Origin of the sequence: Brotaphodocola sp. (assembly GCF_050873365.1) — a bacterium.
GTDB lineage: Bacteria > Bacillota > Clostridia > Lachnospirales > Lachnospiraceae > Brotaphodocola.
The window spans coordinates 30,206-44,870 of record NZ_JBNMIQ010000020.1; the positions used below are offsets into that span (position 1 = coordinate 30,206).

13 protein-coding genes are annotated in these 14,665 nt (G+C 50.5%); 12 read left to right on the top strand and 1 reads right to left on the bottom strand.

Going from position 1 to position 14,665, the window contains the following annotated elements; genetic code table 11:
* The first annotated feature begins 43 nt into the window (after positions 1-43).
* The 10 genes from fabF (at position 44) to ACR0QT_RS10130 (ending at position 9,420) form a co-directional block, all read left to right on the top strand.
* A complete protein-coding gene (gene fabF, locus ACR0QT_RS10085; protein WP_432630660.1) occupies positions 44-1,282 on the top strand; it encodes a beta-ketoacyl-ACP synthase II in 1,239 nt (412 codons plus the stop codon).
* Between the two features lie 11 nt (positions 1,283-1,293).
* On the top strand, positions 1,294-1,809 hold the full coding sequence (accB, locus tag ACR0QT_RS10090) for an acetyl-CoA carboxylase biotin carboxyl carrier protein (protein ID WP_432630661.1): 516 nt from the start codon (positions 1,294-1,296) through the stop codon (positions 1,807-1,809).
* A 92-nt stretch (positions 1,810-1,901) separates the two neighbouring features.
* Positions 1,902-2,333: a 3-hydroxyacyl-ACP dehydratase FabZ gene (fabZ, locus tag ACR0QT_RS10095; protein ID WP_432630662.1), complete on the top strand. Its 432-nt coding sequence runs from the start codon at positions 1,902-1,904 to the stop codon at positions 2,331-2,333.
* A 369-nt stretch (positions 2,334-2,702) separates the two neighbouring features.
* Positions 2,703-4,058 carry an acetyl-CoA carboxylase biotin carboxylase subunit gene (locus tag ACR0QT_RS10100; protein ID WP_432630663.1) on the top strand — a complete coding sequence of 452 codons (1,356 nt, stop codon included), beginning with the start codon at positions 2,703-2,705 and terminating at the stop codon, positions 4,056-4,058.
* A gap of 68 nt (positions 4,059-4,126) precedes the next feature.
* Complete coding sequence (locus ACR0QT_RS10105; RefSeq protein WP_432630664.1) at positions 4,127-5,902, top strand: acetyl-CoA carboxylase carboxyltransferase subunit alpha; 1,776 nt, start codon at positions 4,127-4,129, stop codon at positions 5,900-5,902.
* A 14-nt stretch (positions 5,903-5,916) separates the two neighbouring features.
* Positions 5,917-7,026 carry an NAD(P)H-dependent flavin oxidoreductase gene (locus tag ACR0QT_RS10110; RefSeq protein ID WP_432630665.1) on the top strand — a complete coding sequence of 370 codons (1,110 nt, stop codon included), beginning with the start codon at positions 5,917-5,919 and terminating at the stop codon, positions 7,024-7,026.
* A gap of 103 nt (positions 7,027-7,129) precedes the next feature.
* Positions 7,130-7,705, top strand: coding sequence for a nucleoside recognition domain-containing protein (locus ACR0QT_RS10115; protein ID WP_432630666.1), 576 nt, complete (start codon positions 7,130-7,132; stop codon positions 7,703-7,705).
* Positions 7,706-7,710: 5 nt separating this feature from the next.
* On the top strand, positions 7,711-8,223 hold the full coding sequence (locus ACR0QT_RS10120; RefSeq protein WP_432630667.1) for a spore maturation protein: 513 nt from the start codon (positions 7,711-7,713) through the stop codon (positions 8,221-8,223).
* Between the two features lie 154 nt (positions 8,224-8,377).
* Positions 8,378-8,818: a MarR family winged helix-turn-helix transcriptional regulator gene (locus ACR0QT_RS10125; protein ID WP_432630668.1), complete on the top strand. Its 441-nt coding sequence runs from the start codon at positions 8,378-8,380 to the stop codon at positions 8,816-8,818.
* 17 nt (positions 8,819-8,835) lie between these two features.
* Positions 8,836-9,420, top strand: coding sequence for a hypothetical protein (locus ACR0QT_RS10130; protein WP_432630669.1), 585 nt, complete (start codon positions 8,836-8,838; stop codon positions 9,418-9,420).
* A gap of 211 nt (positions 9,421-9,631) precedes the next feature.
* Here the strand turns inward: ACR0QT_RS10130 and ACR0QT_RS10135 are convergent, their stop codons facing one another.
* On the bottom strand, positions 9,632-11,524 hold the full coding sequence (locus ACR0QT_RS10135) for a DUF885 domain-containing protein (protein WP_432630670.1): 1,893 nt from the start codon (positions 11,522-11,524) through the stop codon (positions 9,632-9,634).
* A gap of 191 nt (positions 11,525-11,715) precedes the next feature.
* Between ACR0QT_RS10135 and metG the strand changes: the two genes are divergently transcribed.
* Entirely contained in the window at positions 11,716-13,701 is a 1,986-nt protein-coding gene (gene metG / locus ACR0QT_RS10140) for a methionine--tRNA ligase (protein WP_432630671.1), read from the top strand.
* On the top strand, positions 13,702-14,499 hold the full coding sequence (locus ACR0QT_RS10145) for a TraX family protein (protein ID WP_432630672.1): 798 nt from the start codon (positions 13,702-13,704) through the stop codon (positions 14,497-14,499).
* Positions 14,500-14,665 lie beyond the last annotated feature (166 nt).

Sequence of the window (14,665 nt, forward strand, 5' to 3'; positions counted from 1 at the left end):
ATCAAAATAAACGATATGCAGAGATAGAAAAGGAGAGTCCCTTATGAGCAGAAGAGTAGTCGTGACCGGTCTGGGTGCAATCACCCCAATCGGAAACAGTGTAGAAGAATTCTGGAATGGTCTGAAGGCAAAAAAAGTCGGAATCGGTCCGATTACCGCATTTGATACTACCGAGTACAAAGCAAAGCTGGCAGGTGAGGTAAAGGATTTTGATCCGAAACAGTATATGGACCCGAAGGCTGCAAGAAGAATGGAGCGTTTCAGCCAGTTCGCTGTTGCAGCAGTTAAAGAGGCGATGGAAGATGCCGGAATCGATATGACGAAGGAAGATCCGTTCCGCGTTGGTGTCAGCGTTGGTTCCGGAATCGGAAGCCTTCAGGCTGTTGAGCGTGAGCACAAGAAACTGCTTGAGAAAGGACCGAGCCGTGTAAATCCGCTTCTCGTTCCGTTAATGATCTCCAACATGGCAGCAGGAAATGTTTCGATCCAGTACGGTCTCAAGGGCAAGTGCATCAACGTTGTAACCGCATGTGCAACCGGAACCCACTCCATCGGTGAGGCTTTCCGCTCGATTCAGCACGGCGAGGCTGAGGTTATGATCGCAGGTGGTACCGAGGCAAGCATCACTCCGATCGGTGTCGCTGGATTTACCGCACTGACCGCACTTTCCACCTCCGAAGATCCGATGCACGCATCGATGCCGTTTGACGCAAACCGCAATGGTTTTGTCATGGGTGAGGGCGCAGGAATCGTTGTTCTCGAGTCCTTAGAGCATGCACAGGCACGCGGAGCAAAGATCTACGCAGAGATCAGCGGATACGGTGCAACCTGTGACGCATACCACATCACTTCCCCGGCAGAGGACGGAAGCGGTGCAGCAAAGGCAATGGAGTACGCAATCGCAGATGCGGGAATGAAGCCGGAGGATGTTGATTACATCAACGCACACGGAACAAGCACCCATCACAACGATCTGTTTGAGACAAAGGCAATCAAGCTCGCGCTCGGCGATCACGCAAAAGAGGTTAAGATCAACTCCACGAAGTCGATGATCGGTCATCTGCTCGGCGCTGCCGGCGGTGTAGAGTTCATCACCTGCGTGAAGTCCATTCAGGAAGGTTTCGTTCATGCGACCGCAGGTCTTGAGAACGACGATCCGGAGTGTGATCTTGACTACACCAAGGGCGAGGGCGTATCCATGCCGGTAAACTGCGCAATCTCCAACTCCCTTGGATTTGGTGGACACAACGCAACCCTGCTTGTAAAGAAATTTGAGGCGTAAGGAGACAGATCATGACGATTGATGAGATTGTAAAATTAATTGAAGCAGTATCTGAGAATGGTCTGACGAGCTTTTCTTATGAGGAGGGTGATCAGAAGCTGATCCTCAAGAAGAAAAAGAAGAAAAACGTCGCACAGGCTCCAGTCGCTCCGGTTGTGATTTCTCAGCCGGCTCCGCAGATGATGAGTCCGATGGCAGTTCCGATGACTCAGCCGGAAATGACGATTCAGAGTGCACCGGCTCAGAATACGGAGAGCACTTCTACTCAGGAAAACACGCTCGACATCAGATCAGACAAAGTTGTTCTCTCTCCGCTTGTCGGAACCTTTTACAGCAGTGCAAGCCCGGAGGCAGACGCTTTCGTTCAGGTCGGCGACACTGTGAAGAAGGGTCAGGTTCTTGGCATCATCGAGGCAATGAAGCTGATGAACGAGATTGAGAGTGAGTATGACGGTGTAGTCGAGGCAGTTCTCGTAAACAATGAGGATGTCGTAGAGTACGGTCAGCCGTTATTCCGCATTCGCTAAATGAAATTGAATCGGCTGATAAATTCAATCCGTATGATAATTTTTGTGAGTGAAAAATTGTTTTTAGTTACTTAGATGGGAGATACAAAGTCATGAGACTGGGAATCAAAGAAATTCAGGAGATCATTCCGCATCGTCATCCGTTCCTGCTGATCGATTTCATCGATGAGCTTGAGCCGGGTGTGCGTGCAGTTGGATATAAGTCCGTAACGTTTAACGAACCGCAGTTCAACGGTCATTTTCCGGGACAGCCGGTTATGCCGGGTGTGCTGATGATCGAGGCACTTGCACAGGTTGGTGCAGTTGCAATTTTAAGCCTTCCGGAGAACAAGGGAAAGACCGCATTCTTCGGTGGAATCAACAATGCAAAATTCCGCCAGATGGTACTTCCGGGTGACCGCCTGAAACTCGAGTGTGAGATCATCAAGCGCAAGGGACCGGTCGGCGTCGGCAAGGCAGTCGCAACAAATGCAGAGGGAAAGGTTGCGGTATCCGCAGAGCTTACTTTTGTAGTTGGAGCGTAAACGATATACGAAAATCACACGAATGTGCGGTAATTCGGATTGGAAAATTAATCGCTGAATTTTTGTGAACATCGATGTGAATTGTGTTTTGCATATCAGAGAAATGCTAGTTACATTTCTGTTGATTGATAAAAATGCAAAATAAATGATATTAGATAATATTAGATGATAGGTGATTGGCGACGAAGATGAGAAAGTGCAGACAAACCCGTGTGAGACGTCGGTGTTTAGGTCGCAATTTTGCGACCTTACGCACCGTTACGTCGAACCCGGAGCGAGAGCGAGTTTGTCTGACTTTACTCATCGAAGGAGCCACTATAAGAACCAGAACCAGGAACAGAATCGAAGAATCGAGATCGAGGGAGAAACATGTTTGAGAAAATCTTAATCGCCAACCGGGGCGAGATTGCAGTGAGAATTATCCGGGCGTGCCGGGAGATGGGAATCAAAACGGTTGCAGTTTATTCAGAGGCAGACCGGGACAGCCTGCACACCCTGCTTGCAGATGAGGCAATCTGCATCGGTCCGGCACCGGCGGGACAGAGTTATTTGAATATGGAGCGGATTTTGTCCGCCACCGTTGCCATGAAGGCAGAGGCGATCCATCCGGGCTTCGGATTCCTCTCCGAGAATGCCCGCTTTGCAGAACTGTGCGAGAAGTGCAACATTGCATTTATCGGACCGTCCGCAGACATCATCAACCGCATGGGCAATAAGTCCGAGGCGCGAAAGACGATGATTGAGGCGGGAATTCCGGTTGTTCCGGGTTCCAAAGAGCCAGTCTACAACGTTGAGGACGCACTTGAGATGGCAAAGACAATCGGTTTTCCGGTGATGATCAAGGCATCCTCCGGCGGTGGCGGAAAGGGTATGCGTGTCTCCTGGGGCGAGGAGGATTTCGCAATGAATTTTGAGAGCGCCCAGTTGGAGTCGATCAAGGGCTTCTCAGACAACACGATGTACTTAGAGCGCTACGTCGAGAAACCGCGCCACGTCGAATTTCAGATCATGGCGGACAAGTACGGCAACGTCGTTCATCTCGGAGAACGCGACTGCTCGATTCAGCGCCGTCACCAGAAAGTTCTCGAGGAGTCCCCGTCTGTCGCAATCTCTGAGGAGCTCAGACAGAAGATGGGCGAGACGGCTGTTCGCGCTGCAAAGGCAGTCGGATACGAGAACGCCGGCACGATCGAATTTTTGCTCGATAAGAACCGCAACTTCTATTTCATGGAGATGAACACGAGAATTCAGGTTGAGCATCCGGTGACTGAGCTTGTGACCGGTCTTGACCTGATCAAAGAGCAGATTCGCGTTGCAAGCGGAGAGCACTTAAGTGTTTCGCAGAAGGACATCCATGTGAGCGGTCATGCGATCGAGTGCCGAATCAATGCCGAGAACCCGGAGCGCAATTTCATGCCGTGCCCGGGCACAATCACGAATATCCACGTTCCGGGAGGAAACGGAGTTCGCGTGGATACTCACATTTACAACGACTATAAAGTTCCTGCCAACTATGATTCGATGCTGATGAAGCTGATCGTTCACGGGCGGGACCGCGCGGAGGCGATCGCCAAGATGCGAAGCGCGCTCGGAGAACTGATTATCGAGGGAATTGATACGAATCTGGATTTCCAGTACGAGATTCTGAATAACGAGGCTTATCAGAACGGAGAGGTGGACACGGATTTCATTCCCACTTATTTCCCGCAGTACTGCCGGGAGTAGAGGGTGACCGGAAATTGCCGGAGAGAGGAATTTTCGGATGCACTCTGGAGAGGACAGGGTAATTTGCTATGCTCAGAAATATGTTTAAAAAAACTTATACCATTATCGATTCTCACTACAAGCATCAGAAAGACCAGAAGGAAGAACCGTCGATTCCGGAGGGACTCTGGCGCAAGTGCAACAAGTGCGGACAGCCGATCTATGTGGAGGATGTAAAAAATAACTTTTACATCTGCCCGAAGTGCGGAGGATATTTCCGTGTGCATGCATACCGCCGTCTCGAAATGCTTCTGGATGAGGGCAGTTTCGAGGAGTGGAATCAGGAGATGCCTTTCTCAAATCCGCTGGATTTCCCGGGCTATGAAAAGAAGGTCGAATCCGCGAGAGAGAAGACCGGACTCAATGAGGCGATTGTCACCGGTAAGGGACGCATTGACGGTCTTGAGACCGCAGTCGGCGTCTGCGATGCGCGTTTCATGATGAGCAGTATGGGTCATGTGGTAGGCGAGAAGATCACGCAGATGGTCGAGCGGGCAACGAAGGAAAAACTTCCGGTGATCCTGTTCGCATGTTCCGGCGGAGCGCGCATGCAGGAGGGGCTTGTATCCCTGATGCAGATGGCAAAGACCTCCTCCGCACTTGAGCGTCACCACGAGGCTGGACAGCTCTTTGTCAGCGTGCTGACAGACCCGACGACCGGCGGTGTGACCGCAAGTTTTGCAATGCTTGGAGACATCATTCTCGCAGAGCCGGGTGCGCTGATCGGATTTGCCGGTCCGCGCGTCATTCAGCAGACGATCGGACAGAAACTTCCGGAGGGATTCCAGAGAGCGGAATTTCTTCTTGAGCACGGTTTTGTCGATCAGATCGTTGAGCGTGACCAGCAGAGAGAGGTTCTCGCACAGATTTTGAAACTGCATTGCAAACCGGAAAAAGAAAAGTTGGAGACGGCTCAGACAACCATTTCCACAGAAGAGACGACTGCAAGCGCAGTATCCACAACCTCTGTGGAAGATGTGGATAACACCGTGGAAGAATCCGGAAAAAAATGGAACAACAGTGGAAAGAGTGCCTGGGATATGGTACAGCTCTCCCGCGACAGCCATCGTCCGACCGCACTCGATTACATCCATGCGATTTTTGACGGTTTCATGGAATTCCACGGAGACCGTTACTTCGGAGATGACGGAGCGATCGTCGGCGGAATTGCGAGCTTCCACGGCGTTCCGGTAACCGTGATCGGTCAGCAGAAGGGAAAGACGACGAAGGACAACTTGAAGCGCAACTTTGGAATGCCGTCCCCGGAAGGATACCGCAAGGCACTGCGCCTGATGAAGCAGGCGGAGACGTTTGGTCGCCCGATCATCTGCTTTGTCGATACGCCGGGTGCATTCTGTGGAATCGAGGCGGAGGAGCGCGGACAGGGCGAGGCGATTGCGAGAAACCTGTTTGAGATGTCTGCTCTGAAGGTTCCGGTACTCTCGATTGTGATCGGAGAGGGCGGAAGCGGTGGAGCACTCGCAATGGCAGTTGCAAATGAAGTCTGGATGATGGAGAATGCGATTTACTCGATTCTGTCGCCGGAGGGATTTGCATCGATTCTCTGGAAGGACAGCAAGAAGGCACCGGATGCCGCACGCGTGATGAAGATCACGGCGGAGGATCTCTATGAGCGCGGACTGATTGAGGAGATCATTCCGGAGGAGAATCCGGCAAACGAGGATACGCTTCCCATGCTTGCACAGACGATGGCAGACAAGATGGAAAACTTCTTCAAAAAATACGAGGGTCTGACTGGGGAAGAGATTCGCAGTCAGCGCTATGACCGTTTCCGGGTCATGTAAGGAGAATATAAAATATGACAATGTTAAAACCGTTGAAGATCGGAGATCTGACTGCAAACATCCCGATTATTCAGGGAGGCATGGGAGTTGGAATCAGCCTTCATTCGCTTGCAGGAGCAGTCGCAAAGGCGGGCGGTGTCGGCTTGATCTCGACCGCTCAGATCGGCTTTCAGGACCCTGATTTTCTGAAAGCACCGATGGAGGCAAATATGCGGGCAATCCGCGCAGAATTTGAGAAAGCGCGCCAGATTGCACCGAAGGGAATTCTCGGATTCAACATCATGGTTGCAACGAGAAACTATGCGCAGTATGTCAAGGAAGCGGTGAAAGCGGGGGCGGATATTATCGTTTCCGGCGCAGGACTTCCGGTCTCTCTTCCGGAGTTTGTGGAGGGCGCAAAGACAAAGATTGCACCGATTGTCTCAACGGCGAAATCGGCTTCCGTCATCTGCAAACTCTGGGATCGCAAATACAAGCGAATTCCGGATCTTGTCGTGATTGAGGGACCGCTTGCAGGTGGTCATCTCGGATTCTCGAGGGAGGATTTGAGCAAGTACGGCGCAGACACCGCAGATGTTCCGGATACCTACAATCAGAGTGCATATGACGAGGAAATTCGTGGCATCATGAAAGTGATTTCCCAGTTTGCGGAGAAATACGGAAAACACATTCCGGTGGCGATTGCCGGTGGCATTTACACCCATGAGGATGTCATGCATGCGATGGATCTCGGCGCGGACGCCGTTCAGGTTGCAACCCGTTTTGTGACGACGGAGGAGTGCGACGCTCCGATGGCTTACAAACAGGCATACATCGATGCAAAGAAGGAAGACATTGTGATCACGCAGAGTCCGGTCGGGATGCCGGGACGTGCGATCCGCAATGCGTTTCTTGACAAGATCACCGAGTGCAAGGCGCGCGGAGAGAAGGCGAAGATTACGCACTGCTATCAGTGTCTGGAGCACTGCAATCCGGCGGACATTCCGTACTGCATCACAAAGGCACTCTCGAATGCGGCAGAGGGCAAATTGTCGGAGGCACTTCTGTTCTGTGGAAGCAATGCCTACCGCTGTGATCGCATTGAGACGGTGGACGCAGTGATGCGTGATCTCGCAGGAATTTAGGAAATCCGAGAGAATCAAGTGAAAACGTGAAATGGGACTTAAAGTTCTGTCGGCTGAGATTTCTTCATAGAGTTTAGGGAGATCAAAGCGTCAGGATTTGCACATGCTGAATTATTTATGGAGTTTTATGATTCTTGCGGGACTGCTCTTTGGAGCGGTCTGCGGGAATTTGGGAGAGGTAACCCAGGGTCTGATCGAATCTGCGCAGGATGCGGTGGCTCTGGGTATTACTATGCTCGGAATGATGACGTTCTGGTGCGGAATCATGGAGGTCGGGAAGCGGGCAGGACTTTTGGAATGGTTTACACAGAAAATGAATCCGCTCCTGAATTTCCTTTTTCCAGATCTGAAACCGGTTCACCCGGCGCGTGCACCGATCGCAGTCAATATCATTGCAAATATGCTCGGACTCGGTATGGCAAGCACACCGGCGGGACTTCTCGCGATGCAGGAGATGGATGAGAAGAAAGACGGTAGGGCGACAGATGCGATGTGCACGTTTCTGATTCTGAATATCTCATCGCTCCAACTGATTCCGGTGAGTATGATTGCGTATCGGAGTCAGTACGGTTCGCCAGATCCCGGCGCAGTCATCGGACCGGCACTTTTGGCGACCTCGTGTTCCACACTGACCGCTGTGATTTTCTGTAAAATCATGCAGAAAATTTCCCGGAGGTGAGAGAGATGCTCGTGTGGATTTCTCAGATGATTCTGCCTCTGACCGTCGGATATATAGTCGGATTTGCCCTGATTTCGCGTCGTCCGGTGTTTGAGGATTTTCTTGGCGGGGCGAAGGATGGGATGAAGATGACGGCGGAGATTCTGCCGACTCTTGTGGGATTGATGATCGCGGTCGGAGTTCTGCGAAGATCCGGATTTCTCGACGCGGTCGCGGGACAGCTTCAGGGAATCGCAGGGATTTTGCATATTCCACGAGAGCTGATTCCGCTTACGCTCGTGCGCGTTGTCTCAAACTCGGCGGCGACCGGACTCCTTCTCGATCTGTTTGAGACATTTGGACCGGACTCGAGGATCGGAATGGCAGGTTCGGTGCTGATGAGCAGTACGGAGACGGTTTTTTACTGCATCAGCGTCTATTTCGGGGCGGTGAAGATCCGAAAGACGGGGTGGACACTACCCGGTGCGCTTGTGGCGACGCTTGCCGGAATTATCGCGAGTTTGTGGATCACGCGATAGGAAAATCAAATGCAACAAGGTCGGTTTGAGGTCTGGTTCACAAAAAAATCACAGAGATGTAAGGATTTTATAACAATCTGGCTGTTGTCGAAAAAAATAAAATCATGTATAATCAGGAAGAAGCTCTAGTCTTCATGGATAGCGAGGGAAAATTGTGGATACTTATGCGACTCTGAATGATGCGTTGGTAAATCTGTTCCGGGATGTGATGGACCTGGAAGAAAAAGCGATTATCACGCAGGAATATAAAGATATTACCAATAACGATATGCATGTCATTCAGGCGATCGGACTGGATGAACCCAAAAATATGTCAACGATAGCACGAGAACTGTCGGTGACGGTCGGGACGCTGACAATCGCGATGAACAGCCTTGTGAAAAAGGGGTATGTGAATCGAGAGCGCGGAACGGAGGACCGGAGAGTGGTCTACATCTCTCTGTCGGAAAAAGGAAGAAAGGCCTACCGGCACCATGAAGAATTCCATCGTCAGATGATCAATGCCATTTTGGAAGATCTGACACAGGAAGAAACAGAGAGTCTGGTAAAAGCGATGGCAAAGCTGAACCGATGGTTTCGCGGTCAGCAAAAGTAGAAGGAGGCACTTTGAAAATGAAAAGAGCAATCATGTGTTTCATCGGAGCCATGATGGTTTTCTCGTTAGTAGCATGTACACCGACGACAGAGAAGAATAAGACAGGCGAAGTAAAGCAGACAGAGGCACAGGGACCGACATCCACGCAGGGTCCGGGTGTTGTGACAGACAAGAATCCGGATATGGACGCTCCGCAGTTGGAGGTTGTATCCGTTTATGCACCGGCTGAGGACGGAAGAAAGCTGAATGTAAAGATGGAGTCCGTTGAGACTCTCGATGCACAGTCTCTTGTCGATCTGCTGGTTCAGTATAACGTTCTTGCAGATGGAACGAAGGCAGTTTCCTACAAGACAGAGGGAAGCGTTGCAAGCGAGGAAGTTGGACCTGGAATTGCAAAGCCACAGCCGGGTATGCCGACGGAGGCACCGGCTCAGCAGGATGAGTACGGTACTCTGGAATTAAGCCAGTTCCCGGACGATGCAAAGGATCAGACCGTACAGGCAGTGGTAAATACCTTTACCGAGAATCTGAATGTGCAGTATCTGACGATCAAAGTCGGAGACAAGACAATTGCTGACAAGCAGGGATTCAGCGACAAGTAAGAGAGAACGATAGACAGAGAAATAAGCGAACAATAAGTGAGCGAAACTCAAGAGAAAAATAAAAAGAGAAATCAAAAGAGAAATTAAAAAGAAAAATGAAAAGAGAGAGCAGAGATCGAAATATAAGATTGGATCTTTGCTCTCTCTTTTTTTGTTTCATAAAAAGTTTTTCTTTCGTTCCCAGGTTTTCCGTTCCCCAAGATTTTCTTTTTTAAAACTTCTGGCTGTTCAGCCATGCTGAGAAATGAGGCTGAATCACATCGAACGGGGCATTTCCCATATCAAGGAGGAAGCGGTGAAATTCCATCAGCGAAAATCGCTCCCCGAGCTTTTTCTTAGCGGTATTTCGCATCTGCTCAAACTCAAGAAATCCGACGTAGTAGGAAAGTGCGTTTGCCGGGTTGTCGACGAGCGTCTCAAACAGTGCGGAGGCGACTTCCTCCGGTTTCTCGTAGTAGTCGGAGAGATACTCCTCGATCTGAGGGATTTCCCAGCCGTAGGCATTGACGTAGAGATCAAGGCACGCCTGAATGCCGAGGGAGGCACTTGCGTTTTCGGAGATTAGCTTTCCAAGATCGGAGTCGAGTCCATTGTCGAGCGTGTAGGCGTACTGCTCGACGTAGGTCGCCCACCCCTCGGTGTATCCCGGAAATGAGAGGATTTTCCGCAGAGACGACTTGTTCTGAGAGTGAAAATAGACCGTCTGGTAGAGATGCCCCGGGTAGCCCTCATGTGCGATCAGCGAGTAGAGTGGCTGGGAGGCATAGCGGTCGCTGTGATTGATGTAGATCACGTTGTTCTCGATGTCGTCGATCGCGGAGGTCAGGTAAAATGCGGGACTCAAGGAGAGTTCCAGTGCTTTCGGGACTTCCCGGATCGTGTAATTACATTCCGGAAGTGCAGGGAAATCTTGAAGCGTCTGCTCCTTAATCTCCTCCATGATTGCGGACGGATCTTTCTGTCGGAATTCCGGATTCATGAAAGCATCCTGAAGTTCCGGTCGTCTCTTTAAGATCTCTGAACTCTCGAGCAGGGATTCGCGGATGCTTCCCTCTATCGAGGAGACAAGATCGGAGAGCGAAGTAAACGAAGTTCCTGTCGCGGAGAAAACCTGATACTCATAATACTTCTTGCCGTTCGGGTATCCGCACTGTCCTTTCTCATTTTTTCCGCTTCCCTTGAGTGCGGTCAGACCGTTAATCAGGGTCTGGTAGGCGGGGACAAATGCGCTCTCGAGAAGCTCGGCATTTTTCTGGCGGAAAGATTGTTTTTCGTCCTCGCTTAAATCGCTGATTCCATCGAGACGGCTGTTAAACGAGTCGATCATAAAGTTGTTTCCCGGGACGAGAAGATAGCCCTCACAGGACGAAATCACGCGATCTAAAGAGACGTCGCTCATCATCAGTCCTGCCTCTGCTTTCTGCTGTTCAAATGCAAGAATCTGGGTATAATAATCACTGAGTCCACCAAGAAGTTCAAAGTAATTTTCAACATCCTCACGGGAGTAAAACGGGTACTCGCAGAGAAGAACAGGGAGCTGTGCCTGAACGCCGATTGTCGGCGCGAGAGGCTGGGCATAGAGTTCAAGTCCGTCGCTCTTTGACTCCGTTCGCAGAAAACTTTCAAGGATCTGAAGCGTGAGTTTCTGCTCATCGGTGAGAAGAGACGGGGAGAACGAGTCGAGGGTTTTCTTGAGTGTTTCGCGGTCGGTGCGGTTCTGTTTGAGTTCCTCGAGGGAGACCGGCGCGTAGAGATGTTCGGCGCCGTCAATGCCGGCATCTGAGGGGTTCCTCAGAAGAAAATGAAGGTCGAGCAGGGAGCGGGATGCTTCCCACTTGAAAATCTCGTCTTCGACCTCGGAAAAGCGTTTCTGTTCCGCGAGTTTTTTCTCATCATATTGCTCGTATGGTTCCTTCCCGGATGCTTCGGATGAAGAGTTCGATCCGTCGATTCCGTCGAGCGTCGAGGTAGTCTGAGTGGAATTCTGAGAGGACTGCGAATGTTCTGATGGTCTCAAAATCTGGGGCAGACAGCCGGTCAGACAGACGACGGTCAGAAGAATCGCAAGCACTCGATAAAAAATCCGTTTTCGTGATTGCTTCATAAAATCCCTCCGTATTATTTATAGTGTATTCATCATGATTTTTTCCATTCCTCTTCCAGAACGTATTATAAGCACAGAAAACGAGATCTGGCAAGCGGGGATGGAATCCCATTCGCTTGTTTCTTGAGTTTTGCCACGGATTGTGATATAGTTTGAGTACTTTAGTTTATATATTTGGAGGAAAATGGCTCATGTGTCAGAATCAGGATTGTAATTGTAAGAAACCATATTATATCACAACTGCCATCGCCTACACATCTGGTAAGCCTCATATCGGCAATACCTACGAGATTGTGCTGGCGGACAGCATTGCCCGTTATAAGAGGGCTCAGGGCTACGATGTACGGTTCCAGACCGGTACGGACGAGCACGGTCAGAAAATCGAGCTGAAAGCGGAAGCAGAGGGCATTACGCCGAAGGAGTTCGTAGACAAGGTGGCAGGACAGATCAAGACAATCTGGGATCTGATGAACACCTCCTACGACAAATTTATCCGCACAACGGATGAGGATCACGAGAAGCAGGTGCAGAAGATTTTCAAGAAACTCTATGATCAGGGTGACATCTACAAGGGTTACTACGAGGGAATGTACTGCACGCCGTGTGAGTCCTTCTGGACTCCGTCTCAGCTTGTAGACGGCAAGTGCCCGGACTGCGGACGTGAGGTACAGCCGGCGAAGGAAGAGGCATACTTCTTCAAGATGAGCAAGTACGCAGATCGTCTGATCGCTTACATCAACGAGCATCCGGAGTTCATTCAGCCGGTATCGAGAAAGAACGAGATGATGAACAACTTCCTGCTCCCGGGTCTTCAGGATCTGTGTGTATCCCGTACTTCCTTCACCTGGGGCATTCCGGTATCGTTTGATCCGAAGCATGTCACCTATGTATGGCTGGATGCACTGACCAACTACATCACCGGACTTGGCTACGATTGCGACGGCGAGAGCGGTGATCTGTTCAAGAAGTACTGGCCGGCAGACCTTCATCTGATCGGAAAGGATATCATCCGCTTCCATACGATTTACTGGCCGATCTTTTTGATGGCTCTCGATCTCCCGCTTCCAAAGCAGGTATTCGGTCATCCGTGGCTGTTACAGGGTGATGGCAAGATGAGTAAGTCCAAGGGAAATGTGCTCTACGCAGATACGCTTGTGGACTTCTTCGGTGTGGATGCCGTTCGTTACTTCGTTCTTCATGAGATGCCGTTCGAGAATGATGGTGTGATCTCCTGGGAACTGATGGTTGAGCGCATGAATTCCGACCTTGCAAACATCCTTGGAAACCTGGTAAACCGCACGATCTCGATGACGAACAAGTACTTCGGCGGAGAGGTCAGAAACGGTGGCGTGAGCGAGGCTGTCGATGAGGATCTCAAGAATGTGGTTCTCGAGTCTGTGAAGAAGACCGATGCAAAGATGAACGATCTGCGCGTTGCAGATGCAATCACCGAGATCTTCAACATCTTCCGTCGTTGCAACAAATACATCGATGAGACGATGCCGTGGTCCCTTGCAAAGGATGAGGAGAAGAAGGATCGTCTGGCAACCGTTCTCTACAACCTGACCGAGGCAATCACAATCGGTGCTTCCCTGCTTGAGTCCTTCATGCCGGAGACTTCCGAGAAGATCTTAGCTCAGCTCCATGCACAGAAGCGTGAGCTGGCTGATATGAACCAGTTTGGTCTGTATCCGTCAGGTGAGCATGTGACCGACAAGCCGGAGATCCTGTTTGCCCGTATGGATCTCAAGGAAGTGATGGAGAAGGTTGAGGCAATGCAGGCAAGTGCAAAGGCTGAGGCTGAGCCGGAGAAGACCGACGAGGAGCCGGTGATCGACATCGAGGCAAAGCCGGAGATCACCTACGATGATTTTGCAAAACTTCAGTTCCAGGTCGGCGAGATCATCAAGTGTGAGGCAGTGAAAAAGTCCAAGAAACTGCTGTGCTCTCAGGTAAAGATCGGAAGCCAGGTAAAGCAGATTGTCAGCGGAATCAAGGCACATTACTCACCGGAAGAGATGGTCGGAAAGAAAGTTATGGTTGTCGTAAACTTGAAGCCGGCAAAGCTCGCAGGTGTGCTCTCTGAGGGTATGCTTCTGTGCGCAGAGGATGCAGATGGAAATCTGTCTCTGATGGTTCCGGAGAAGAAGATGCCGGCAGGAGCGGAGATCTGCTAAATGACTGCGCAAAATAGAACAAGCAGTCAAATCAGATCATACAGACCACAGACAAATCAGAAGAACGGGAGAACAGGAAATCCCGGCACTGCTTATTTTAGCGGAAATGCACTCAAGTGGATTGCGATGATCACGATGTTCATCGATCACAGTGCGGTTGTGCTGATTGAGAACCGGTTTCTCGGCGGACAGACAGCGGGGGTGGATTATGCTCTCGCGCTCGCCCAGCCGGGACCGTGGTGGAAATTGGATCTTGCGATGCGCCTGATCGGGCGTCTCGCGTTTCCGATTTTCTGCTTTCTCTTGGTTGAGGGCTTTGTCCACACGAGAAGTGTCAAGGATTATGCGATGCGCATCGCCGTGCTCGCCTGTGTCTCGGAGATTCCGTTTGATCTGGCGATTTTCGGGAGAGCGTTTTACTGGGATTATCAGAATGTCGCCTTTACGCTTTTGCTCGGAATCGGCGCGATGAGCGCGTGGAAAAAGTGTGAGGGAAAATCGGTCTTTCAGGTGCTCTCGGCAGGGGGCTTTTGTCTGATGGCGATGATGGTCGACTGTGATTACGGGGCATTCGGAGTCTTTCTGATTGTGCTCCTTTATGCGCTCAGGGAAAACCGGCGCTGGCAGGCAATCTTTGGCGCACTGTCCGTTCTCTGGGAGAATTCCGCACCGCTCGCGTTTGTCCTGATCTATTTTTACAATGGGGAGCGGGGAAAAGGAAATTGGAAATATCTCTTCTATGCGTTTTATCCGCTTCACCTTCTGCTCCTTGCAGGAATTGCGAGAATCCTCGGATAAGAATGCTCTGGCTTGGAATGTATCATGTATCATTCTGAGTCAGAGTATTTTTTTATATGATAGGAAATTGCGTCCGATTATACAAAAAATGCTCCGCGCGTATGTGCACTCGGCGCAGGGGAAGATAATTTTTAATAGATTTTTGCTTGTGATTGTGGAAGCAATG

Excerpts from the sequence above, each read along its gene's own strand:
- fabF (WP_432630660.1), top strand. The coding sequence starts at position 44 with ATGAGCAGAAGAGTAGTCGTGACCGGTCTGGGTGCAATCACCCCAATC.
- accB (WP_432630661.1), top strand. The coding sequence starts at position 1,294 with ATGACGATTGATGAGATTGTAAAATTAATTGAAGCAGTATCTGAGAAT.
- fabZ (WP_432630662.1), top strand. The coding sequence starts at position 1,902 with ATGAGACTGGGAATCAAAGAAATTCAGGAGATCATTCCGCATCGTCAT.
- ACR0QT_RS10100 (WP_432630663.1), top strand. The coding sequence starts at position 2,703 with ATGTTTGAGAAAATCTTAATCGCCAACCGGGGCGAGATTGCAGTGAGA.
- ACR0QT_RS10105 (WP_432630664.1), top strand. The coding sequence starts at position 4,127 with ATGCTCAGAAATATGTTTAAAAAAACTTATACCATTATCGATTCTCAC.
- ACR0QT_RS10110 (WP_432630665.1), top strand. The coding sequence starts at position 5,917 with ATGACAATGTTAAAACCGTTGAAGATCGGAGATCTGACTGCAAACATC.
- ACR0QT_RS10115 (WP_432630666.1), top strand. The coding sequence starts at position 7,130 with ATGCTGAATTATTTATGGAGTTTTATGATTCTTGCGGGACTGCTCTTT.
- ACR0QT_RS10120 (WP_432630667.1), top strand. The coding sequence starts at position 7,711 with ATGCTCGTGTGGATTTCTCAGATGATTCTGCCTCTGACCGTCGGATAT.
- ACR0QT_RS10130 (WP_432630669.1), top strand. The coding sequence starts at position 8,836 with ATGAAAAGAGCAATCATGTGTTTCATCGGAGCCATGATGGTTTTCTCG.
- ACR0QT_RS10135 (WP_432630670.1), bottom strand. The coding sequence starts at position 11,524 with ATGAAGCAATCACGAAAACGGATTTTTTATCGAGTGCTTGCGATTCTT.
- metG (WP_432630671.1), top strand. The coding sequence starts at position 11,716 with ATGTGTCAGAATCAGGATTGTAATTGTAAGAAACCATATTATATCACA.
- ACR0QT_RS10145 (WP_432630672.1), top strand. The coding sequence starts at position 13,702 with ATGACTGCGCAAAATAGAACAAGCAGTCAAATCAGATCATACAGACCA.